Below are 24,327 nucleotides of genomic sequence, written 5' to 3'. Positions count from 1 at the left end.
TTTCCTTTTTTATCTTTAGGCAAGAACATTGGTTTTAGTTTCAAGTTGTTGACGTAATCTTTTTTTGTTGATTTTTCCAAAAGCTGTATATGGAAACTGCTCGATAAATTCGACACGATCAGGAATTTTGTAGGTAGCAAGCCCATAGTCTTTCAGATGTTGTCGAACTGACATCGCAAGGCGAATTGGACTTGGATCATCAGGTTGTGATTGCCATGCCACGAAAGCACAACTTTTTTCACCCATAACTTCATCGGGCATAGCAACCAGCGCTGCCAAGCGGATTTGTGGATGAGTTAATAACGCTTGTTCCACTTCTTCAGTCGCAATTTTTTCACCAGCACGATTAATTTGTTCTTTTGAACGCCCTTCCACAACAATGCAGCCATCTTCACGGATACGGACTAAATCGCCTGTGCGATAAAAACCGTCTGGTGTAAAAGAACGAGCATTATGCTCCGGTGCTTGGTAATAGCCGCGAATGGTATAGGGGCCACGAGTGAGCAAATGCCCTACCTGTCCAGCTTCTACGGGTTGGTCATGATCATCTAGTACTAAAATTTCGTCATCTGGCGAGATTTTTAAACCTTGGGTATGAATAATTTGTTCTTTTGACATGCCAAAACGGGTGTAGTTCACAAGCCCTTCAGCCATTCCAAAGACTTGTTGCAAACTAACCTTAAACTCATCAATTAAACGTAAGGCAGCAGCATCGGGTAAGCGTGCTCCACCGACTTGCAAGCAACGTAGAGTTGATAATATTGAATCTTGATCTTTGGCTGCTTTATCCATCCACGGTCGAACCAAGGCAGGAACCAAACAAGCATCTGTCACACCGTGTTTTTTAATAAGTGGGAATGCAGTTTCAGGGCTTGGATCTGTACCTAAAACCACCGCGCCGCCAGCATAAAAAATGCCTAAAGAACCAGCCGAGCTCATTGAAAAGTTATGTGCCGCAGGTAAAACCATCAATAAACGTGAAGTCTGATTGAGTTCGCAAATTTTGGCACTTTCACGCACACTGTATAGATAATCATCATGAGTACGTGGAATCAGTTTTGGAACACCTGTGCTACCCCCCGAAAGCTGTAAAAAAGCCACTTGATCTGCTGTAGTTGGCGAGATTGCTTCCGCTAGAATTTCTGTTTCTTTTAATAGATTTTCGATAGCAACAAAATTGCCAGCATCTCCAAGTACAAATACATACTCTAAGCAAGCTGCTGTTTGCTGAAGCTTTCCGGCAAGCTCTCGGTAGTCAAATTTTTGTGCACCAAAATCAGAACAGAAATAAGCTTTTGCTTGCGTTTGTTTAAAAAAGCTACTGAGTTCAGCATATCGATGGGCAGGCAATGACATGATAGGTAAAGCACCTAATCGAATCAGGGCGAAAAATAGAACATAGAACTGATAGTGGTTTGGCATTTGTACGACGGCTTTATCACCCGCGCGTAAGCCATATTGATATAAATGGCTTGCACAACAGTCAACTAAGTTGTCAAATTTTTCATAGCTAACAGCTTTATCTCCATCATAAATTGCAATATTTTTCGCATACTTTTGAGCACTTTCCCGTAAAAAGTCACTCAGATTTTGCCCAATCCAATAGCCTTTTTTACGGTAAGCCATGGCAAATTCTTCTGGATATGGTACAGCGCCCTCTAAATACTTTATTGTTGTCATCTGTATATTCCTTATCGTGGTAATTGGTCTGGTGAAATGTGCAGGCCATCAAGTACAGTACGGAACTTTGCAGCAGTTTCAGCATGTTCAGCTTGTGGACGTGAGGCTTCCACAATTCCTGCACCGGCAAATAAACGGGCAATATTTTGATAAATACGAGCACAGCGCACGGTCACAGACCATTCACCATTACCTTCGGCATCGGCCCAACCCATGGTTCCGGCGAATAGTTCACGGTTAAATGGTTCAAGTTGCTGAATCAAATTTTTTGCTACGGAACTTGGCTCACCACAAATTGCAGGTGTTGGATGTAGACGTTCAATTAAGTCAAAAACATGAGTATCGGCTTGCTTAAGCTCGCCCGTAATGTGTGAGGCCAAGTGCCAAAGACGTTTGGTGCGAATAAGTGAAGGTTGTTTGGGCACATGTAGTTGCTTGCAGAAAGGAGTGAGTTCATCGGCAATCATTTCGATGACAAGAGCATGCTCATGTTGATCTTTTTGTGAAGCCAGTAAAGCTCTTGCATTATTTTGGTCAACAATTGGGTCATCATCGCGTGCTAATGTGCCCGCAACAGGTTTACTCCAGATTTTATTATTTTGCTTTGCAATTAATAGTTCAGGACTTGCACCAACAAACCAACCTTCGCTTTGAGGGTGTCTTGCGACTGCATAGTTATATCCTTCAGGATTATGCTTGGCCAAGTTATAAAATACATCTGAGACTGGAAGATTCTCTTCAAATTCAAGTTGTAAAATACGTGCAAGTACTGCTTTATCTAGCTTTTGTGCCCGCATTTGTTGTACTAAATATTCAACCTGTTGTTTATAGTGTTCACCTGAAGGTAAATAATCGGCCTGCTTTAAGATTAAGTCATCAAGATTAATATCAGTTTGTGAAAATAAAGCTTTCTGGTAAACCTTGGCATCTAGCATTAGCATTAAATTGACATCTGCCGATGAACTAAATGGCAACCCACCCATAACCTTGGCATCGCTATAACCATCTGCAATTGCTTGTTGTAATTGTAGACGGGCTTCGTTTAGCCACTCTTTTAGCTGAGTGTCTTTTGTAACCTCAATATCTTTAAGTTTTTGATGACTCGATATGATGTATTCAGGAGTCGTAAATATAAAACCAGCGTTATCAGTGCAATTTAAAACTTCTTTTGCGAGTGTAATTCTGCTTTCAGTAAAATTTTCTCGTTGGATAAAATACGGATGCTGTACCGACATCTCGCAACTCCTTATAAAATTATTTTGTTGTGATGAATTAATATTTAAACGCCTAATGTGGCTCCCCCATCGACCACAATTTCTTGCATAGTAATTTGTGCTGCTTGGTCTGAAAGTAAAAAGCTAACGGTATTAGCGATATCTTCAGGCTGGGCAAGTTTTCTAAGTGGAATGCCAGTGCGGTACTGGTTTAAGTCGCCATCAATAACAGCAGGTGGAGGCGAATTGTCTGTCCAAAGCTGTTGTTGCATTTGCGTTAAAGTAGAACCTGGCGAAACGATATTGAGTCTGACTTGATGAGGTGCGATTTCAAGTGCAAGATTACGGCAGTAATGACTCAGTGCCGCTTTACTCGTTGCATACATGCCGAGCTGCATACGTGGCATACGTGCACTATTTGAGCTAATAGTGACAATACTTCCCTGTTTTTTTTCACAAAAGTGCTTGGCAAGTTGTTGACTAATTGCGATGGGTGCCATGACATTCACCGCAAAAAGTGTTTGCCAATCTTCCGGTTTTGCTTCAAGCATAGAACGCATAATTAATACGCCCGCTGCATTTACTAATCCTGTAATGTTGTGCTTTTCCAAAAGCTCTGCAATTAAATTTTGAGTAGTTTGTTGCTGTGTAATGTCTTGTGAAATTCCTTGCCAACGTGATATTTCATGGTTTTCTAGCTTTTGAATGATTTCCCATTGTTCTGGGTTTTCCTGTTGATCAATACCAATCACTTGATGCCCTTGCTGCAATAATTTTTTTGCAATAGCAGCTCCAATACCTCTTGCAGCACCTGTGACCACGATGGTAGAGCTCATATTTAACTCCTGTTTGAAGCGATATTAAATTGCGCAACATAATTGCAAATAATTATCATTATTATCAAGTGCAATAAATATCAAACATATGATTACAATCTAAATCCAGCTATTTATTAACCATAATTTTAAATTAAGTTATTGTTTTTAATTAATATTATAAAAATAAGCATTTCTTTATTGATTATAATGATAATTGTTTTCATTTACTAATGAGAATCATTTTGATAATTTGACCGCGCTTTCTTGTCAAGATGGACTCAAAATGAAGCCATTTTCTCATCCTTTACATCCCCTATTTCAACAACTCAATGTTGGGAGTGAACTCTGGTGGAATACCATTAAAAAAGTAGGTAGCCCACTCGTTAACCTACAAAAAAATAAAGCGCTATGTACCTTTGTTTGGCGTAGTGCTGAGTCTAAAGAAAGTATTGGTGTTTACATCGATATCTATTCACAGAGCCCTTCTATCTATGAAAAGTGGAATCGTTTTAGCCATATAGCTGGAACGGATGTGTACTTTTTTGAAATAGAACTTCCTCTAGACTGGTCTGGGAGTTACGTTCTAGTTGTCACGAAAGATGAAGCTCCAAACTCAACCTGTACTACTACTCGACGTCAGTGGTGGCAAACACAACTAAAGGAAAACGCTCAAATTGATCCTTTAAGCCACCAAGCAGTTTATACAGGACATTTAGCGCGTTATATCAATCAGATTCAACTCAAAAACACAAAATCTTTAATAGACGATTGCCGAATTACAAAGACATTTAAATGGTCAAGTCGCTTATGCCAACAAGATTAGTTGGTTGATATTTTTATTAGTGGTGAATTAACAGAAGAAAATCTGCCATTAATTATTTTGCTTGATGGCCAAATCTGGAGTCGAGAGCTTTCTCTTCTTCCTGAAATTCAACATTTAACTGTTTCATCTAAGATTCGACCAGCAGTTTATGTTTTTGTTCATAGTTTAAATAGCCAACAACGTCAGCGAGATTACGGATGTCATGATCTGTTTTGTCAGGCACTTTTAAATGAGTTAATTGAACAACTTATTCAAAAATACACCTTTATTTCACATCAAAATATCACATTGTGTGGGCAAAGCCTAGGCGGGTTATGTGCACTTTATAGCGCTCTGCTTTATCCAGATATTTTTCAGCGGCTAATTTTGCAATCCGGATCGTATTGGTGGTCGGATTTTTCAAAAAGTGCTTTAGCCAAAGAACACATAGGTAACCTTTTAGAATTCGTTAAAAAATCTCCAAATGCTTTATCTCAAAAAGCACAGATTTATATCAGTGCAGGCATCTATGAAACCGATATGCAAGAAGATGCACTTCAACTTTACCAACAATTGCAAGCATTTAATGACGTGAGTTTCCAATGTTTTGCAGGAGGCCATGATCCTGTGAACTGGCGCCCAGACTTACTTAAAGCATTGCAAGTTTTTCTTTCACTATAACCATTTGTTTCATCAAGGATAACAATACTATGAGTAACTTACAGGAAAATTATATCAATCCATTTGATAACGAAAGTTTGTCTTTTCAAGTTCTAAAAAATCAGCAAGGTGAATTTAGTTTATGGCCTGCGCAGCATCCCGTTCCGTCTGGATGGGATGTGCAGTATGGTCCTGACACACGGTCTTCATGCATTGCTTATGTAGAAAAGCATTGGTTAACCATTAATCCTTTTCAGCAAGCGTAATGGAGAGCAGCTATGAATCAAGCATTACATAATGAGTTTACCCAAGATCTTTCTGGTCCAACACGTTTTGAGCTGGCTTCTACACAATTGGGGATATTTCTAGCCGACCATTTAAGTTCTATTAACGATCTATATACCATTGCACACTGTCTTGAACTGCCTAAATCAGTTGATCTTTCATTATTTAAACAAGCCATTCAAATCGGTTTAAATGAGGCTGATACCGTTATTGCTTCATATTCATCTGACCCGTCAAAACCTTTTATTGAGCTTAATCATCAGGTCCAAATACAAATAGAGGAGTTTGATTTTTGTCATTTAACACCTAAAAAAGCTCAGCAACGCCTATGGGATTGGATGCCAACCGATCGGTTATGCGCAAAATCACTCAAAGAAACCGATAATCACTTATATCGTCAAGTGTTATTTATTACTCATAATAAAGTGTATTGGTATCAGCGTTATCATCACATCATGCTGGATGGCTTTAGTATGATTAACCTGACAAAACGTATTGTTGATTTGTACCAGCACTTGCAAGCAGGAAAAGCTCTTAACCCTTCGCCTTTTATTGATGTTCAACAGGTTATTCATGAACGTCAAGCTTATGAAAATAGTCATCAATTTAAGCAAGATCAAAATTTCTGGAAGACATATTGCCAAGATTTACCAAGTCCTGTCACTTTAAGTACGCATCATTTAGCATCAAAAACTACTGCACAATTTGTTAAACATCATCTTCGTTTTTCTTCAGGAATTTTAGCCCTGATACAACAGATTGCTTCAAATCTCAAAGTTGGTTTGAATGACATGATGATGTCATTGTCATTACAATATATTTACAAAATGACCGACAAAGCAGAATTGGTTGTCGGTATTCCATTTATGCGCCGTTTAGGTTCAAAAGCAATTCGCTCGACTTTACCCGCGGTAAATGTCTTACCGGTAAAGTTCAGTGTGAGTGAAAAAGACAGTTGGGCGAGCTTAGCGCTGCATGTGCAGGCACAATTGCAACAGATACGTCCACATCAGAAATATGATGCTGAACAAATTTTAAGAGATTTAAATAGTATCGACATTCATGAACGAATGTATGGCCCTATTTTAAACTATAAAGCTTTTGACCAAGATCTGGTGTTGGATGGTGAAAAAGTTAAAACACACCACATTTCTACAGGTCCAATTGATGATTTTGAGTTTTCTTTTATTGTTCAAGATCAAGAACTCATTATAGAACTGCGTGCAGATGCAGAGCGCTATACACAAGATGAGCTCTTTATGCATGGGCAACGTTTAACTCTATTGCTTGAACAAGCGCTGATTCAACCAGAACAACAATGGAATAGTTTTAATATTACCCCACAGCAGGAACTTGCTGCCCTGACTCAAAGTGGTATTGGTCCGCGTATTAGTCATCCTGAACAATATAATAATGTTCTAGATATTTTTTATGAACAAGTTAAAAAGTATCCCGAACGTACGGCAATCGTGAGTGGCGAACGTCCAAATCTTGAGCATCTTAGTTTTGCTGAGCTTGCAGTAGGCGTGAATCAATTGACTCGTTTTTTACAAGAAAATGGTGCTAAAAAGCAAAAGGTTATTGCTGGGGCTATTCCTCGTTCGATTGACTCAGTTGTGGTGATGTTATCTGTACTAAACTCTGGTGCGAGTTTTTTGCCTCTAGATTTAGATTATCCAATCGATCGTATGCAAATGATGTGTGAAGATGCCAACCCATTATTTGTATTAACCACTCAAGAACTTGCACAAAAGCTACCGCAAAATATTCCGCAGTTATATCTTGATCATGAAGATGTTCAAATACAAATCCGAAAGCAAGATGCGAGTGATATTCCTGCCGAAAATCGTAAATTTAATTTCCAAGACGTCGCTTATGTAATTTTTACCTCGGGAAGTACGGGCCGTCCTAAAGGTGTAATGAATACACATGGTTCTTTACTTAACCTTATTTTAACACATAAACCAACTATTTATTGGCCTGTATTAGAAGCTGTAAATCAGCGTTTCCCTAACCGTCCACTACGTGCAGCGCATACACACTCTTTCTCGTTTGACTCATCTTGGTTGCAAGTTTTCTGGATGTTATGGGGCCAAGAGCTACATATTTTTGATGAAAATATGCGGCGTGATGCATTTGGTTTAGTGCAAGAGATTCAGCAACGACAAATCGATACACTTGATTTACCGCCATCTTTTTGTGCGCAAATGATGACGAATGGTTTATTTACTGAAAACCAGCATCAACCAACGCTTATTTTAATTGGTGGTGAAGCTGCACCGTTAGCTTTATGGCAACAACTTAATGCTCAGCCTGAACTTTTTGCTCATAACTTATATGGCCCAACGGAATATACGGTTGATACTTTCCGAGCAGAATTAAAACAGACAGCTCGTCCTGTTATCGGTAACCCTATTGGTAATACACAAGCCTATGTACTCGATCGTCATTTACAACGATGCCCGACTGGCGTTATTGGTGAGCTTTATATTTCTGGTTTTGGGATTGCCAACGGTTATTTAGGTCGCGCGGACTTAAGTGCTGCCCGCTTTGTAGCAAATCCATTTGAACATGGACAGCGTATGTACCGTACAGGTGATTTAGTTCGCTGGAATAGCGTGGGTAAACTTGAATTTATGGGACGCTGTGATGACCAGATTAAAATTCGTGGTTATCGTGTGGAGATTGGTGAAGTTGAAAATGCGCTTTCGATTTTAGCCAATGTTGAAAGTGCTGTCGTGATTGCAGAACCGATTAATAATAGTCATCGTTTACTCGGTTATTGTGTAGTCAAAAACATTGAACTTGATGAAAAAACCAGTGAGCAATTAAGTCAGCAATATCTAAGTCAGTTACGTCAAAACTTACCTGAGTACATGGTGCCTTCTGCCCTAACGGTTATGTCCGAATTTCCACGAAATGTAAGCGGCAAAGTCGATAAAAAGGCGCTACCACGTCCTCAAATTCGTGCCCATAGCCGAATGCCCGAAACACCTGAACAGCAACTTCTATGTCAAATTATTGCATCTGTTCTTAAGCTTGATGCTATTGGAATTGATGACGACTTCTTTATGACAGGTGGTGATAGTATTTCTGCGATTATGCTTTGTACTCAATTGCGCCAACGTGGGTACGGCTTAAGACCAAGTGATGTATTCCAATTTAAAACAGTCGCCGCTATAGCACAGCAACTCACCCGACTAGATGAGCAACAAGCAGCCATTTCAAAACCGTTATTTTCAGCTGAACTAGAACAAAAGGTTCAAGAAAAATATGGTAAAAACAGCACCATTTTACCTTTGCTTCCTTTGCAAAAAGGCATGCTGTTCTTGTCTCAAGTTGAAAAACAATCGAATTATAATGCTTTTACTCGTCTTAGCTTAAATGGAGACATTGATCCGGTACGTTTGCAGCAAGCGTTGATTACTGTATTAAAACGTCATCCTCAACTAGGTGGACATTTTGATAGCGAATTAGCTGAAGAACCTGTTTTTATTTATTCATTACACCCTACTCAAGCTTGGCCAGTTCAGTTTTGTTCAGTCACTCCCGATCTGCTTGAGCAAAGCATTCAAGAAGTCTTACAGCAGCCGATTCACCTTGACCAACCTTATGGCCTGATTCGGGCGACTTTAATTCAACATGCTCCTGAACAGTCAGAACTATTGATTATGGTGCATCATCTGTTAACAGATGGCTGGTCAACTCCACTATTTTTACATGATTTTATTAAGGCCTATCAGCAAGTTAACCAGCCATTGCCTGCACTTGAACATAGTTATGAAAAGGTCATTAAAGCCTTATCTGTACGTGACCATGAAATATCAAAAGTGATATGGCAACGTGATTTAGCTGATTTGCAGCCACTTATTTTATTTAATCAACCACAGAAAGCTGTACAGGAAACTTCATATCGTTTAAGTGCTGAGTTGGGTGCAAAACTTCAGCACAAATTACGCCAGCAAGGCATCACGCTTAATGTCTTCATGCAAATGATTTGGGCAATAACCTTAAATATTTATGCTCATCGTGAAGATATTGTATTTGGTACACCTGTTTCTGGGCGTTCAGCACCTATTAATGGTTTAGAACAGCAAATCGGATTATTTTTAAATACAATTCCAGTGCGTGTGAAGCTCAACATGCAGCAATCACTTTGGGAACAATTACCTCATTTACAGCAATTGCATGTTGAGCATTTAGAACATGATGGTTTAGGCCTACACGGTATTCAACAGTTAATAGCTCAAGGCAATCTTTTTGATAGTTTGCTAGTTGTAGAAAACTACCCAGATAGCCAATATTTACAGCAAAAACTTGGTAATGCTGCAATTTCAAAGCTCACAAATCGCGGTTATAGTCACTATCCACTTGCGTTACTGGTCATCCCTGATCATCAAATTGAGCTGTTGCTCGAACAGCGTGGTGTAATTGATCAGCCTGAGCATTTTCTTGAGCGAATGGTTCAATTAATTGAAATCGCATTAAATGAACCGGAGACTTGTCTAGGTCACTATTGCTTACAACTTGCTGGGGAGCGTGATTTAATCCAGAAAGTTAATCAAACTCAACATGAAGTTCCTCCAACAACCTTACAGCAATTACTCAGAGAACAAGCTCGAAATACTCCCGACAAAACAGCGTTATGTGATGAACATCATCAGCTCAGTTTTAGTGACGTACGTTTTCAAGTTTGTGCTTTAGCTCAGCAATTACAAAAAATGGGCGTGCAGGCTGGAGACATAGTTGCCGTTGCCCTGCCAAGATCAATCAAACTCAGTATTGCTATTTTAGCGGTGATTGAAGCAGGTGCAGCTTATTTACCTATTGATTTACAACATCCGTCTGAGCGCATCAAATTTATGTTGCAGGATGCCAAATCTAAACTTGTGATTGGTGAACAAAAAGATCTAGCTGCTATTGCCCATCCATCAATAGCTACCTTTGCTTTTAATGATTTATTTGATGAAACAAAGGTTGATTTAAGTAGTTATAAAACGACAGTTATTACCCCACAACATCCAGCATATTTAATCTATACATCGGGTACAACAGGCCAACCCAAAGGTGTCATGGTTTCTCACCACGCCATTGTGAACCGTATTTTATGGATGCAATCAGAATATCCACTGTCAGCCAACGATACGATTTTGCAAAAAACGCCATGCACTTTTGATGTCTCTGTATGGGAATTTTTCTGGTCGTACTTAGTAGGTGCACGATTGGTTATGGCACCTGTAGATGCACACCGTGATCCATTGGCATTATTAAGCCTTATTCAAAAATATCAGATAACGACATTACATTTTGTACCTTCAATGCTGGCTGTTTTTGAAAATGCTGCCACCGAAATTTTGTCATCTGCTCAGCTCCAAAGTTTGCCAATCCGCCGAGTATTCTGTAGTGGTGAGGCATTACCAACGGCTTTAGCAAAATCATTTACCGAGCACTTTAGCTGTGAGTTGCATAACTTATATGGCCCAACAGAAGCTGCGGTAGATGTGAGTTATATGGATGCAACACTGGGATTACACCCAGAAGAAAGTAGCGTTGCAATTGGCTATCCAGTCTGGAATACCCAGCTTTATATCTTGGATCAATACTTACGCCCTGTTCCTGTTGGAGTAGATGGTGAGCTTTATCTGGCAGGCCACCAACTGGCTATGGGTTATTTACATCGAGCGGACTTAACAGCAACACGTTTTGTGGCAAACCCATTTGCAGCAGGTCAACGCATGTACCGCACTGGTGATATTGCCCGTTGGCATGCAGACGGCAGTATTCAATATGTGGGCCGTGCTGACGACCAGTTAAAAATACGTGGGCAGCGTATTGAACTGGGTGAAATTGAACAGCAATTGTGCTTAATCAGCAGCCTTGATGTAGTTGTACATCCTATTTCTTCTGAACAAAATAAAGCTGATGTTCAGTTGGTTGCTTACTTGCAAACAACAGCACCTGTGGATATTGAGAAGTTAAAGAAACAATTAGCGAAACAGCTTCCAGCTTATATGGTGCCTACACACTATGTGCTAGTTGAGAAATTCCCATTAAGTCATAATGGGAAGCTAGATCGTAAAGCACTGCCGCAACCAAAAATTAATCCTACAAATACAGAAAAACAGTACGCCACCACTGCTTTTGAACACGAACTGACACGTATTTTCCAGCAAGTTTTAAATACGGATCAAAATATTGGTGTGAATGAAGATTTCTTTGCCCTTGGTGGACATTCTATTTTAGTAATGAAGCTTGCAATTGAAATCCGAAAGGTATTTAAGCGGACCATTCCAATAGGTCAGTTGATGAGTCATGTCACAATTCAACGTTTGGCGGCTTTACTTCTTACACAAGAACGTTTGGCAGAAGTCGAACAAACTGGCATGCAACCCATTTTACCGATCCGTTCTGGCTCTGCGCATCCATTGTTCTGTTTTTACCCAGGTTCTGGTTCCGCATGGCAATATACGGTATTGAACCGTTATCTACATCCTGATTTACCAATTATTGGGTTGCAGTCACCTCGCCCAGATGGCTTATTGGCAAATAGTACAGATATGGATGAGCTGGTTGAAAAACAACTTGAGATTATTCGCAAGCAACAACCAACAGGCCCATATACTTTATTAGGTTATTCACTTGGCGGTACGGTGGCTTATGCGGTTGCAGCGAAGTTAATTGAACAAGGTGAAAAAGTTGATTATCTCGGCTTATTAGACACTTACCCTGCTGAAATTCATCAGTGGTTAGATTTGTCAGTAGAGGAAATGAATGCTGAAGCTGAACAAGAGCAGCTTCAATTCTTTAATGATATTTTAGCCGATGCAGATACGGCATTAAGTGAAGAAACACGGCGTTTACAAGAGGATATTTTCGCAAACTATCGCGATGCCGTCCGTTTATTAAAACCTTATAAAATGCCACATTTTGATGGTGAACTACATTTAGTTGTCGCTGAAAAAGACTTGCTACCCTATATCCAACCAGAACAACAATGGTCACCCTTAGTTAAAAAACTCAATATTGTTCGACTAAGCGAAGCAGACCATACTGATATATTGTCACCGCAGCAGCTTGAAACACTTGGCCCGATTTTAAACCGCATGATCTGTCAGGCACGCGGTTTAGAGGAGCACACGCCATGAGCTTCAAATCTATATTGACCGATTTTACTCTTTTAAAACGTAATGCTCATTTCCGACATGTATTTATTGCCCGCACATTGTCATTGTTAACCATTGGCATGTTGGTCGTGGCTATTCCAAAACAAGTCTATGAAATTACGGGTAGTTCGTTAAATGTTGCAGTTGCTATGGCTTTTGAAGGCATCGCCATGTTTATTGGTATATTACTTGGTGGCTTACTTTCAGACCGCAAAGATCGAAAATGGCTGATTCTATTAGCACGTGGTGTGTGTGGTTTAGGTTTTGCTGGTCTCGCCATCAATGCCATGTTTGAGCACCCTTCACTCTATGCCATTTATTTTCTATCCGCATGGGATGGTTTCTTTGGTGCACTGGGTGTAACTGCAATGATGGCAATCATGCCTGTGATTGTAGGGCGTGAAAATATCGTACAAGCTCGTGCGATTAGTATGGTATCCGTACGTCTTGCAACCGTGATTTCACCAGCAATCGGCGGTATTTTAATTGCTGCTAGTGGTGTCGCAACTGTGTATTGGGTCTCAACGGTTGGTACTTTACTTACTGTATTTTTATTGATGGGATTGCCTGCACTTAAACCGCAACATACATCAAATGGTGAAAGTCCTCTTCGACAATTAGCTCAAGGGTTCAAGTTTGTTTTTAAAAATAAAGTGGTCGGTAGCACCATTTTAATTGGAACATTGCTTAGTTTTAGCAGTGCTATTCGAATTATTTTTCCACAAATGGCAGATGAAATTTTCCACGGCGGTGCATTTGAACTCGGACTTATGTATTCAGCTGTTCCTTTAGGTTCAACCTTGGGTGCCTTACTCAGTGGATGGACAACACGTTTACTCAGACCCGGCTTAGTCATGCTCTATACCTGCTTAGGTGTTTTTGGTTGTATGATTATGATTGGGCTCTCTCCTTGGTTACTGGTGACCTTGCCCATTTTATGTTTGTTCGGATATTTGATGTCGATTGCGAACTTGCTTCAATACAGCATTGTGCAAGGACATACACCTGATGAATATTTAGGACGCATTAATGCTATCTGGCTTGCACAAGATGCTTTAGGGGATTCAATTGCCACAACAACTTTAGGCCTTTTAACTCGGTTTTTACCAATATCAGGAAGTATTCTCTTCTTTGGGATAGTAAGTTTTGCGGTAGGATTTATGTTCTTATTCCATTCTCAAGATATGCGTGAAACCGGATTTCAAGATCCTAAACTACAAGAAAATTAAAATCTAAATAAAAAAGAAGGCAATGCGTTGCCTTCTTTTTCTTTAAACAGAATAGCTTGCTTGATAAACCCAAGTCATAACACAGTCTTGTTCTACAACCCATCCCCCTTGATATTGTTCTAAAAGTTGATAACGCTGTTGAGTTTCTAATGTAAAAGCTAACGTTAATGTTTGATTGTCAAAATTAATATCAACAATAGATGCCTCTAGGAAATCAATATATTGCTTTGCTGTGGAATAAACTGCTTTATATAGGCTTTCTTTTACAGAGAAAATTAAGCTTACGTATCGGGAAAAATCAAAAAACTTAGTCGCCTTACAGCTCCATAAATCAAGCTCAGATGGCGCTAAAATAAGGTGTGCACTTTCTTTTGCAAATTCTGAAGTTACCCAGTGCTCGATATCAACTCCCAAATAAATCGCGTTATTTGATAGCCCAACAATTAACTTATTTTGTGAATGACTAATACTACCCAAAATATGATTTGGCCAAATGGGCAAATGTTCATACATAGAAGTTATTGGCTGATTCAAACTGAAATGATGATTTAAAACAGCCTGTGCTAAGACCCTACCACATAAGTACTCATTTTTACGCTCGATACGCGCTTGAGCAATTTTTAGGGGATGCTCTAACTGTTGATCTATATGCAAATGCTGTGTTTTTGATAAGTCTACCCCATAACAGAATAGCCCCGATGTGAAAAAAATAGAGCTCGAAATTTCATAAATTGATTTGCTGAGTTGTTCAGGAATATATAGATAATGACTCACTGTATTTGGCTTCAAAATAAATACTTTTAATATGTTCTCTCTTATCTTAACTTACGAGCCGCAATTTAATAAATAATTATACTTATCATTTGATAATAATTATTATTTACTTATACTGTTGGGTAAATTTTGACTTTAATTTACTTATAAACATCGATTATGAAACTTATAGGACTTTTTTTGACCCTGTTAGGAGCGGTCAGTATCTATTGTAGTCATAGCAATCAAAATCTGTTGTCTCACCATCTTCCAGCTCTATTTAAGTATTTGGGTCTAGTACTGTTGAGTGTTGGATTGATTGCACTCTTTGCGAGCTTACCAAAAGTTGTTGCTGCTTTCTGCTGGTTCATGCTCATCATTTTTGCATGGTCGTTTCTTCCCTTTATAGCGCTTTTTAAACGGAAATTGGTTTCATGAAAGCTAAAATTCAGTCTCCTATCCAGCCAGACTGGTGGAGTAAAACTTTTGCTGGCGGGGTTTTAGGACTAAGTCTTTCCATCGCGGTTGGCAATTTAGTAGTTCTATTAGGTCGTCCTTATGTTGCCATGGATTTATTAGTGCAATTGGGAATGTGGAGTGTGCCTTGGGTTTGGATGCCTATTATGTTTGCCAGTTATTTTTTTACGACCGGACAAAAAGCACTGATCTATTTATCCATTGCGAATGCCCTAGCGTATAGCTGTATTTTCGTATTGCGGGGTTAAACATGAAAGTACGTTCAGACATTATGAAATTAGCAAAAAGCATGCATACTTGGGTGGGTGTATGTGCAGGGATTTTGCTTTTTATCTGTTTCTTTGCTGGTGGGCTTAGCATGTTTCAGCACCACATTAGTAAGTGGGCTACGCCAACGCAGCAATTTTTACCTAAAGTTTCCCCCAACCAATATAATGAGCTTATTCAAAAAGTTCAGGCTACCTATCCTGCTGCACAAAAGAACTTCACACTAAATTTATCGTCTAATGAATTTCACTACGCGCCTATTACGTGGAGTGAACATGAACGTGGAGATGGCTTTAATACTGCTCAGTCTACGTGGATGGCAAGCTTAGACGATAAAGGTCAGTTAATCGTTGCTCAGGAAAACTTATCTAAAGCAGGCTGGCTAATCGAACAGTTGCATGAAACAGCAGGCATACCCGGCATGGCAGGTCATCACGGATTAGGACTTTACGTGATGGGCGTGGTTTCGATTTTATATTTTCTTGCTTTACTTTCAGGAGTGATTATTCTTTTACCAACTTTGGTGAAGGATTACTTTGTCATCCGTCCTGGTAAAAATAAAAAGCGTTTTTGGTTAGATGCACATAACGTGATTGGAATTACGAGCTTACCTTTTCACATCATTATTAGCATTAGCGTTATTGTCTTTGCTTTTCATGACTTTTTTTACGATGCGATTGGTCAGCTGGCACTCAAAGGACAGCCAGTTTTTCAGCGTTCTCCCCCTGCGCTTATTCAACCTAAACAAACACAAATAGATGTGCAGCAAATATTAGCTCAAACAAAAAAAGTAGCACCTGAATATTCAGTTGACTATATCCAGTTCAGTAACCTCGATAAACCTGAAAAAGCCAATGCACGTATAGCCTTGTATAGCCCCGATCAGATGTTACGTGGCGCAAATCAAGACTTTATGCGTATGAACCCCTATGCCGTTGAGCACTTTAACCATAAAGGTATTAATACTCAGACTGATGGAGGTAATAAGTTAATCAATGCCATGTTTAGCCTACATTTTGGAAGTTTTGGGGGTACGGGCGTACGTTGGATTTATTTTGTGTTAGGTGTCGGTGGCGCTTTCCTATTTTACACAGGGAACATTCTTTGGGTTGAAACTCGTGCACGTAAACAAAAGCGTGCTGAAGACTCTGTTCCTGTTCAACGTAAAGATGTGGTGTTCCTCGCGAACTTAACTATAGGTGCATGTTTAGGGTGTGTTCTAGCTGTCGTAGGCACAATGTTAGCTAGTCGTTGGCTTTTCGCTACACTCAACATTGAAAGTATAAATCACGTCTTCATGTATGGTTATTATGCGATTTTCCTACTGACTTTGATTTATACCTTTGTGATTGGCTACGCAAAAGCTTTACCACAACTGCTCTTAACCTTGGTTTTTGTGTTATTTGCGATTCCACTTACATCTCTTTTAGCCTACTTCATTCCCCAAAGTGGCTTATGGGTCCATGGAGGAGAAATCTTAGTAGTTGATTTCTTAGCTGTCATTTTTGCGTTCGCTTTCTGGCGTTTTTATCAACAAGCCCAAGATCGCCGAAAATCTGCTCCAACGGGCAGTTTATGGGCTAGCTAACAACCATAAATCAACATGGCTGAAATAATGTGTGAAATATGAAAAATTATAAAACCCACATTGTTTCGGTCAGTTGTTTAATTTCTTGAATATCATGACTTACATAAATCATCGGAATTTTTATTTCCTCTTTTACCTTCTGAAAAAAAGGAATAATTTCAGCTTTATGATTCGCATCTAATGCTGATAACGGCTCATCTAGTAGTAACAGCTTAGGTGAATATAACAATGCTCGACCCAGTGCCACGCGCTGTTTTTCCCCTCCTGAGAGTTTGATAGGCATACGTTGTAATAAGTGCCCTAACTTTAATAATTCAATAATGTAATCTGCTTCAAAGTGACGTTCTTGTTGGGAAAGATGCTTAAGACCAAATAATAAATTTTGCTTTACCGTTTTATGCGGAAAAAGCTGAGCATCTTGAAAAACCAATCCAACATGCCGCTTTTGCGTGCTCAAGTTAATTTTTTGACCTGAATCAAACCATGTTTGGCCCTGTATTTTAATGATTCCACTACGCGGAGTGTTCAGCCCTGCAATGGCATGTAAAATGGACGTTTTACCTGAACCCGATGCACCAAATAGCCCAATAACAGAAGCATCGGACTGGAAACTAGGCTCAATATGAAATTGACCCATGTGTAGCTGGAAACGGCAATCAATCAACATAATCTTACCGCCCTAAGCGCTTCTTTTGATAACGATGAAACCACTGTGCAAACCATAGTGCTAAAAAAGCCACGCTTAACGATAAAACAATAAGTCGTTGAATAGCGGCCTCGGTATCGGGTTGTTGCATTAAGCTATACATGGCTAGAGGCAAAGTCCGTGTTTCATTTGAAATATTACCAACAAAAGTAATAGTGGCTCCAAACTCACCTAGACTCCGGCAAAAGCACAAAATAGCACCAATTAAAATACCACTGCTGGCAAGTGGCAATGTGACATGGAAAAATGCCCCTAAAGATGAGGCACCTAATGTCTTTGCTGCCATTTCTAAACGCTGATCGACCAGCTCAATTGCTAGTCGAATCGATTGTACCAACAGCGGAAAACCCATTACTGCGGAAGCAAGAACGGCGCCTTTCCAGTTAAATGCAAAATCAATTCCGAGTGGAGCTAAATATTGCCCAATAATCCCGCGGCTCCCAAAAACTTGTAAAAGCAAATAACCAGGCACCACTGGCGGTAATACCAAAGGTAAAAACACCAATGTTTCAATGAATGACTTACCCCAAAAGTCTTTACGTGCTAGAAACCATCCCACACAAATTGCAGGAATAATACTGACAACAAGACAACTTGCTGCCACCTTACAAGAAAGTTGCAGCACGCTGAGTTCTTCTGGGGTTAAAGAGAACATCATGGTTTAACTGGAGCTAGCACACTAAAGCCATATTTTTTAAAGACAGCTTTGGCTTGGTTGCTTTGTAAAAATTGATAGAACTTTGTTGAATTTGGAGTCTTTTTAACTATCCCTATAGGGTAAGTAATTGGCGAATGTGTATTTTCTGGAAATACGCCAGCTACAGTCACATCTTTGCTAATCGCTGCATCGGTTGCATAGACAATCCCAACCTGACATTCACCACGCGCAACAAAATTTAATGCCGCTCGAACATCTTCTGTTTCAACTAACTTCGGCTCAATACGACTCCACCAACCTAAATTGATAAAAGCTTGTTTAGCATATTTGCCTACAGGCACACTTTTGGTATCTCCTGTACAAATCTTGCCTGTGAACACTTTATTGGGATCAGTGGTTTTATCTAATTTTATATTTAATGGTCTTCCTTTAGGTGTAATTAAAACCAAACGGTTACCTAATAAATTTATACGGTCATTTGCTGCAACTTGTTTTTTGTTTTGTAGATAATCCATCCACTGTGTATCTGCTGAAATAAAAATATCTGCGGGCGCACCTGCTTCAATTTGCTTAGCTAAGGTCGATGAGCCTGCATATGAAGTCTTAATTTCTACTTTATTCTGTTTTTCGTAAATTTTTTCTAAGTCTGCAATCGCATTCGTTAAGCTCGCTGCTGCATAAACGGTAACTGATTCAGCCTTGGCTGAAATATTAAAGATCCCTCCTATGCTGAGGATTGAACAAGCTAAAGCTAATTTTTTTATCTTTGTATTACTTACCATTATGTTTTACCTTTTTTGTCGTTTTTTGCAGCGATATATACCCAAGAATATAGCGATAAGCATAGACGATGAAAAGTAGAAATTATTTATAAAGATGGATATTTTTTCTGAGCAATTGAAAACTATTAGTAGATAAAACTGATTCGCGCTTAAATTCTTTGATTTATAAAGAATTCCTAATCTTATTTCTTTAAATAGCTACTCATAATTTGATAATCATATTCTAAGGCTTGTCGAGCATTGATTTCCATTTGGCGGTAATGCTCTAAGACTTTGTGGCCCAAAGCTGTAACAGCTGCCCCACCACCATGTGTTCCACCCGTTTGTGTTTCCACTAACGCTGTTTCAAAGCATTGATTCATGGTGTCGACCAACTGCCATGCACGGCGGTAGCTCATGTTCATAGATTTTGCTGCCTGTGAGATTGACCCCGTTTTCTCAATTGCTTCAAGTAAGTCTGCCTTACCCGGACCAAATGCAATATTTTGCTCTAAAAGAATTCTAATTTGTAATTTTAAATATTTTTCTTTCATAGACTTAGTTCACAAAGTTTCATTTTTATGCTGCTTAACATTATAGGGAACTTTAATAGGTTAAAACACATACAAATTTAAATCTCTACTCTTTCTTCAAAAGAATTCGATTAAAGAATCAAAACTGCACAAAGTGGATAAAGATCTGGAAAAAACGGATAGAGAGCAACGCTTAATCGCGGTTCAATCAGTTAAAAGCTGATTGATTGGAGGATTGAGTAAATGACCTCATCTAATTTAAAACAATGGAATGATTTTATAGATGGATGTATCGACTTCCGTCCTAACGATGGTGTGTTTCGTATTGCACGCGACATGTTTACCGAGCCAGAACTATTTGACTTGGAAATGGAGTTTATTTTTGAAAAAGTTTGGATTTACGCATGTCACGAAAGTGAAATTCCAAACAATCATGATTTCCTAACCGTTCAAATTGGCCGCCAACCGATTATTGTAAGCCGTGATGGTAAAGGCGAACTACATGCCATGGTCAATGCTTGTGAACACCGCGGTGCGACCTTAACACGCGTTGCTAAAGGCAATCAATCTACATTTACCTGCCCATTCCATGCATGGTGTTATAAGTCAGATGGTCGCTTGGTTAAGGTAAAAGCGCCTAGTGAGTACTGTGAAGATTTTGATAAATCAAGCCGTGGTTTAAAACAAGGCCGTATTGCCAGCTATCGTGGATTTGTATTTGTCAGTCTTGATACTCAAGCAACAGATTCACTAGAAGACTTTTTGGGCGATGCAAAACTGTTCCTTGATTTAATGGTTAACCAGTCCCCAACAGGTGAACTCGAAGTATTACAAGGTAAGTCATCTTATACCTTTGCAGGTAACTGGAAGCTACAAAATGAAAATGGCTTAGATGGCTACCATGTCAGCACTGTTCACTATAACTATGTCTCTACAGTCCAACACCGTCAGCAAGTCAATGCATCAAAAGGTGCGGAACTCGACACGCTCGACTATAGCAAGTTGGGTGCGGGTGACTCAGAAACTGACGATGGCTGGTTTAGTTTCAAAAATGGTCATAGTGTTTTATTTAGTGACATGCCAAACCCAACAGTTCGTCCGGGCTACAGCACGGTTATGCCATATATGGTCGAAAAATATGGCGAAAAATATGCTGAATGGGCAATGCATCGTTTAAGAAACTTGAACTTGTACCCTAGTCTATTTTTTATGGACCAGATTAGCTCACAACTTCGTATTGTTCGTCCTGTGGCATGGAATAAAACCGAAGTCATTAGTCAATGTATTGGGGTTAAAGGTGAATCTGCAGAAGCACGCCGTAACCGTATTCGCCAGTTTGAAGATTTCTTTAATGTATCGGGCCTTGGTACACCAGACGATTTAGTTGAATTCCGTGAGCAACAAAAAGGTTTCCAAGCACGACTTGAACGTTGGAGCGATATTTCACGTGGTTGTCAGTCTTGGGAATATGGTACGACCAAAAACTCACAAGATTTAGGCATTCAACCCGTTATTACTGGCCGTGAATTTACCCATGAAGGACTCTATGTAAATCAACATGGACACTGGCAACGTCTCATGCTGGACGGCTTAAATAAAAAAGCCTTGAAAATGCAGGATATTACTTTTGAAAATAATGCCGTAATGGATGAGGTGTAACCATGTCACAAGAACTACATTTTGCTGTATCTCAGTTTTTGTACAAAAAGGCAGAGCTTTGTGATGCTTATGACTGGGATGCCTACCTAGAGCTTTACGATGAAGATAGTGAATATCATATTCCACAGTGGATTGATGACCATAACTATGTTCAAGATCCAAATCAGGGCTTGTCTTATATCTATTATGCGGACCGTACAGGCCTTGAAGACCGTGTATTCCGTATTCGTACCGGAAAAGCAGCATCTGCAACACCGTTACCACGTACTTTGCACAGCATAAACAATATTCGAGTTAAAACACTGGAAGATGGTCTTATCGAAGCAAAAGTTGCATGGCAAACGCTTTATAACCGTCAAGGTTTAGAAGGCTGTTTTTACGGACATGCCACTTATCTTTTACGTCAAACCGCTGATGGTTTCCGTATTCGTCGTCAGCACAGCATTTTGCTGAATGACAAAATTGATTCCGTTTTAGACTTTTATCACGTTTAAGGGGAATGAAAATGGGACATTCAGTTGCACTTAACTTTGCCGATGGCAAAACCTTTTTTATTTCGGTAAATAAAGACGAATTGTTGCTTGATGCAGCAGTTCGTCAGGGAATTAACCTGCCGTTAGACTGCCGTGAAGGTGTTTGTGGTACCTGTCAGGGACAGTGTGAAACTGGTATTTATGAACAAGAATATGTCGATGAAGATGCATTAAGTGAACGTGATTTGGCCGAGCGAAAAATGTTAGCTTGCCAGACCCGTGTAAAATCCGATGCAGCTTTTTATTTCGATCATGATTCTGCTATCTGTAACGCTGGTGATACCTTAAAAATTGAAACCAAAGTGACTGCGGTTGAGCTGGTTTCTGAAACGACAGCAATCTTACATCTTGATGCGAGCAGTCATGCTGAACAACTTCAGTTTTTGCCAGGTCAATACGCTCGTTTGCAAATTCCAGATACTGAAGATTGGCGCTCTTATTCTTTTGCAAACAGACCAAACGCAACCAATCAATTGCAATTTCTCATTCGTCTGTTGCCAGACGGTGTGATGAGTAATTACTTACGTGACCGTTGTCAGGTTGGACAGACCCTACTCATCGAAGCGCCACTTGGTAGTTTCTATTTACGTGAAGTACAGCGACCACTTGTTTTTGTGGCGGGTGGAACAGGTTTATCAGCTTTCTTGGGAATGCTTGATAACTTGGTTGAGCAACCTAACTCACCTGCCGTTCAGTTGTACTACGGCGTAAATAGTGAAACCGACTTGTGTGAACAACAGCGTTTACATGCCTATGCTGAACAGCTACCCAACTTTAGTTATCACCCGATTGTGACTAAGGCAACGGAAACTTGGCAAGGTAAAGCAGGCTATATCCATGAGCACTTAAATAAAGATCAACTGGCCGAGCAGGCTTTTGATATGTATTTATGTGGCCCACCACCAATGATTGAAGCCGTTAAAAATTGGTTAGATGAGCAATCTTTGCAAAACTACCGTATTTACAGCGAGAAATTTTTACAGAGCAATACATCACGTTAAAGTATAAATAATTTAAAAACCACTGAAACCTGAAATGATTCAATATACTCTGCAAGGGGTATATTGAATTTTTGCATTTAAACTAAAAATTCCTATATATCAACAATATAAAATAATGAATTCCGACAAAATAAATTGACCAGTTCGCTCGGATTTGCTATAAATTTTGATAGATCTTAAGGAATAAGATCATGATGAGATTAAGTTAAAGTACCTTTTATATCCCCCTATTCTATTTCTCGAATATATTAAATTGATGGATAAAATTCGACTTAAAAATTTGAGAAAATCATATTAATTAGCGGTTAAATTGGTCTGTATTTTGCTTATATCTCATTGTATTTTACGCGTAACTTAATTTTTTTAAGTGCCGTATTTACTTGATGTAAAGCGAAGTTTTAAAGCTTTTGTAACACAGGTAAATACAGGAGTGAGCCAAAAGGGATATATATGAACCAAGCCAACTCCCATGAACTCAATGGACGTCATTTTCAAAATGAGTCTATCTTTACTGATCATAATTTGGTGTTCGATCACCACGATTTAAGCGAAACCTGCCGAAATGTAGGCCAAATTTTTAAACCGCATGATCTTAAAGTCTCTCATCAGAAGCGAGATTTTAGTGCAACTATGCACCATGTTAAAACAGGCGCATTGTCTATTAGCCGCTTGGAATATGGCGCAGATGTCATTATTGAACCAGATCATCTGGATAACTTTTACTTAATTCAAATTCCAACTCAAGGCTACGCAGAAATCGAGTTTGGTTCGCAAAAGTTTATTTCTTATTCTCAAGTTGCTTCTCTTATTTCACCTCAGCAATCTTTGCGTATGCGCTGGCATGCGAACTCACCCCAGCTCATTCTAAAAGTTTCAAAGGATGATTTTACTTACCATTGCCGACAACATATTGCCGATTCAGAAAATAACTTACTTATTTTTGACCCAAAATTAGATTTTTCTACCCAAGGTGGAGCCTATTTTTTGCAACTTGTTAGAACCTTAATGGATGCTTTAGCATGTGATCAGCACCCGCTTCATCATCCATTAGCCTTTAAACAGTTTGAGTCAAATTTATTTAATGCGCTCATTTATGGTCAGCCCAACAATGCATTACATAAGCTTGATCATTATAAAGAAAAAACCGTTTCTCCTTATTTCGTGAAACGTACAGAAGCCTACATTAAAGAACATTTGCATGAGCCGCTCAATGTCGAGATTTTAGCTGAACATGCAGGCGTGAGTGTAAGAACCCTATTTACTGGTTTTAAAAACTATTTGGGGACCACCCCAATGTCTTATTTAAAAGAATTACGCTTTGAACAAGCTCATTTAGAACTCATGCATAATGAAAATCTATCGGTTACTGACGTTGCATTTAAATGGGGATTTACTCACTTGGGTCGTTTTTCTCAAGAATATAAACGCCGTTATGGTGAGTTACCTTCGTCTACTCGCCGTTCTGGTCACAGTGAAGGTTCAGGCTTAATTACTTCAATTTTTTCTTAAACTAAAATAGATAAAAGCCTTTTATATTTGT

The 24,327-nt window shown here is 39.3% G+C and carries 17 protein-coding genes and 1 pseudogene; 10 read left to right on the top strand and 8 right to left on the bottom strand.

Annotated elements, in window-relative coordinates; all coding sequences use genetic code 11:
• Window positions 1-15: 15 nt before the first annotated feature.
• The 3 genes from HMPREF0014_RS11935 to HMPREF0014_RS11925 are packed head-to-tail and all read right to left on the bottom strand — an operon-like array spanning window position 16 to window position 3,730.
• On the bottom strand, window positions 16-1,680 hold the full coding sequence (locus HMPREF0014_RS11935; protein ID WP_004887249.1) for an AMP-binding protein: 1,665 nt from the start codon (window positions 1,678-1,680) through the stop codon (window positions 16-18).
• 11 nt (window positions 1,681-1,691) lie between these two features.
• Entirely contained in the window at window positions 1,692-2,915 is a 1,224-nt protein-coding gene (locus HMPREF0014_RS11930; protein WP_004887250.1) for an isochorismate synthase, read from the bottom strand.
• A gap of 44 nt (window positions 2,916-2,959) precedes the next feature.
• Entirely contained in the window at window positions 2,960-3,730 is a 771-nt protein-coding gene (locus HMPREF0014_RS11925; protein WP_004887251.1) for an SDR family oxidoreductase, read from the bottom strand.
• 265 nt (window positions 3,731-3,995) lie between these two features.
• On the opposite strand from HMPREF0014_RS11925, the pseudogene fes reads away from it, so the two are divergent.
• The 4 genes and pseudogenes from fes to entS all read left to right on the top strand — a co-directional run bounded on the left by fes (window position 3,996) and on the right by entS (window position 13,851).
• Window positions 3,996-5,195: pseudogene (gene fes, locus HMPREF0014_RS11920) on the top strand (enterochelin esterase).
• A 29-nt stretch (window positions 5,196-5,224) separates the two neighbouring features.
• Window positions 5,225-5,440 (top strand): MbtH family protein, encoded by a 216-nt coding sequence (locus tag HMPREF0014_RS11915; RefSeq protein WP_004708805.1) that lies wholly within the window; start codon window positions 5,225-5,227, stop codon window positions 5,438-5,440.
• A 12-nt stretch (window positions 5,441-5,452) separates the two neighbouring features.
• The gene (locus HMPREF0014_RS11910; RefSeq protein WP_006580916.1) at window positions 5,453-12,604 is read left to right on the top strand and encodes a non-ribosomal peptide synthetase; all 7,152 of its coding nucleotides are present in this window, start codon (window positions 5,453-5,455) and stop codon (window positions 12,602-12,604) included.
• A complete protein-coding gene (entS, locus tag HMPREF0014_RS11905) occupies window positions 12,601-13,851 on the top strand; it encodes an enterobactin transporter EntS (protein WP_004887256.1) in 1,251 nt (416 codons plus the stop codon). Before HMPREF0014_RS11910 ends, entS begins: the two co-directional genes overlap by 4 nt.
• Window positions 13,852-13,893: 42 nt before the next feature.
• Here entS and HMPREF0014_RS11900 read toward each other — a convergent pair whose 3' ends face one another.
• Window positions 13,894-14,625, bottom strand: a complete 732-nt coding sequence (locus HMPREF0014_RS11900) for a 4'-phosphopantetheinyl transferase superfamily protein (protein WP_004887259.1) — start codon at window positions 14,623-14,625, stop codon at window positions 13,894-13,896.
• 413 nt (window positions 14,626-15,038) lie between these two features.
• On the opposite strand from HMPREF0014_RS11900, the gene HMPREF0014_RS11895 reads away from it, so the two are divergent.
• Both HMPREF0014_RS11895 and HMPREF0014_RS11890 read left to right on the top strand, forming a co-directional pair.
• Window positions 15,039-15,329: a hypothetical protein gene (locus tag HMPREF0014_RS11895; RefSeq protein ID WP_004887261.1), complete on the top strand. Its 291-nt coding sequence runs from the start codon at window positions 15,039-15,041 to the stop codon at window positions 15,327-15,329.
• A 2-nt stretch (window positions 15,330-15,331) separates the two neighbouring features.
• Entirely contained in the window at window positions 15,332-16,936 is a 1,605-nt protein-coding gene (locus tag HMPREF0014_RS11890) for a PepSY-associated TM helix domain-containing protein (protein WP_020992228.1), read from the top strand.
• A 46-nt stretch (window positions 16,937-16,982) separates the two neighbouring features.
• On the opposite strand, the gene HMPREF0014_RS11885 is transcribed toward HMPREF0014_RS11890, so the two are convergent.
• The 4 genes from HMPREF0014_RS11885 to HMPREF0014_RS11870 all read right to left on the bottom strand — a co-directional run bounded on the left by HMPREF0014_RS11885 (window position 16,983) and on the right by HMPREF0014_RS11870 (window position 19,615).
• Complete coding sequence (locus tag HMPREF0014_RS11885) at window positions 16,983-17,603, bottom strand: ATP-binding cassette domain-containing protein (protein ID WP_004887264.1); 621 nt, start codon at window positions 17,601-17,603, stop codon at window positions 16,983-16,985.
• A gap of 4 nt (window positions 17,604-17,607) precedes the next feature.
• A complete protein-coding gene (gene modB / locus HMPREF0014_RS11880; RefSeq protein ID WP_000971578.1) occupies window positions 17,608-18,300 on the bottom strand; it encodes a molybdate ABC transporter permease subunit in 693 nt (230 codons plus the stop codon).
• Window positions 18,297-19,082, bottom strand: coding sequence for a molybdate ABC transporter substrate-binding protein (gene modA / locus HMPREF0014_RS11875; RefSeq protein WP_006580918.1), 786 nt, complete (start codon window positions 19,080-19,082; stop codon window positions 18,297-18,299). The genes modB and modA overlap by 4 nt, the downstream gene beginning before the upstream one ends.
• A gap of 182 nt (window positions 19,083-19,264) precedes the next feature.
• Window positions 19,265-19,615, bottom strand: coding sequence for a LysR family transcriptional regulator (locus tag HMPREF0014_RS11870; RefSeq protein ID WP_006580919.1), 351 nt, complete (start codon window positions 19,613-19,615; stop codon window positions 19,265-19,267).
• A 222-nt stretch (window positions 19,616-19,837) separates the two neighbouring features.
• On the opposite strand from HMPREF0014_RS11870, the gene antA reads away from it, so the two are divergent.
• From antA to HMPREF0014_RS11850, 4 genes are all read left to right on the top strand, one after another.
• Window positions 19,838-21,253 carry an anthranilate 1,2-dioxygenase large subunit gene (gene antA / locus HMPREF0014_RS11865; RefSeq protein ID WP_004887269.1) on the top strand — a complete coding sequence of 472 codons (1,416 nt, stop codon included), beginning with the start codon at window positions 19,838-19,840 and terminating at the stop codon, window positions 21,251-21,253.
• Window positions 21,254-21,255: 2 nt separating this feature from the next.
• Window positions 21,256-21,747 carry an anthranilate 1,2-dioxygenase small subunit gene (gene antB / locus HMPREF0014_RS11860; RefSeq protein WP_000076813.1) on the top strand — a complete coding sequence of 164 codons (492 nt, stop codon included), beginning with the start codon at window positions 21,256-21,258 and terminating at the stop codon, window positions 21,745-21,747.
• A gap of 5 nt (window positions 21,748-21,752) precedes the next feature.
• Window positions 21,753-22,787, top strand: a complete 1,035-nt coding sequence (gene antC / locus HMPREF0014_RS11855; protein ID WP_079377033.1) for an anthranilate 1,2-dioxygenase electron transfer component AntC — start codon at window positions 21,753-21,755, stop codon at window positions 22,785-22,787.
• Between the two features lie 450 nt (window positions 22,788-23,237).
• Window positions 23,238-24,296 carry an AraC family transcriptional regulator gene (locus HMPREF0014_RS11850; protein ID WP_004887271.1) on the top strand — a complete coding sequence of 353 codons (1,059 nt, stop codon included), beginning with the start codon at window positions 23,238-23,240 and terminating at the stop codon, window positions 24,294-24,296.
• Window positions 24,297-24,327 lie beyond the last annotated feature (31 nt).

Source organism: Acinetobacter sp. RUH 2624 (genome assembly GCF_000162375.2).
Lineage (GTDB): Bacteria > Pseudomonadota > Gammaproteobacteria > Pseudomonadales > Moraxellaceae > Acinetobacter > Acinetobacter nosocomialis.
The sequence above is the reverse complement of the archived record's forward strand: the minus strand, read 5'-3'. Positions and strand labels throughout refer to the sequence as shown.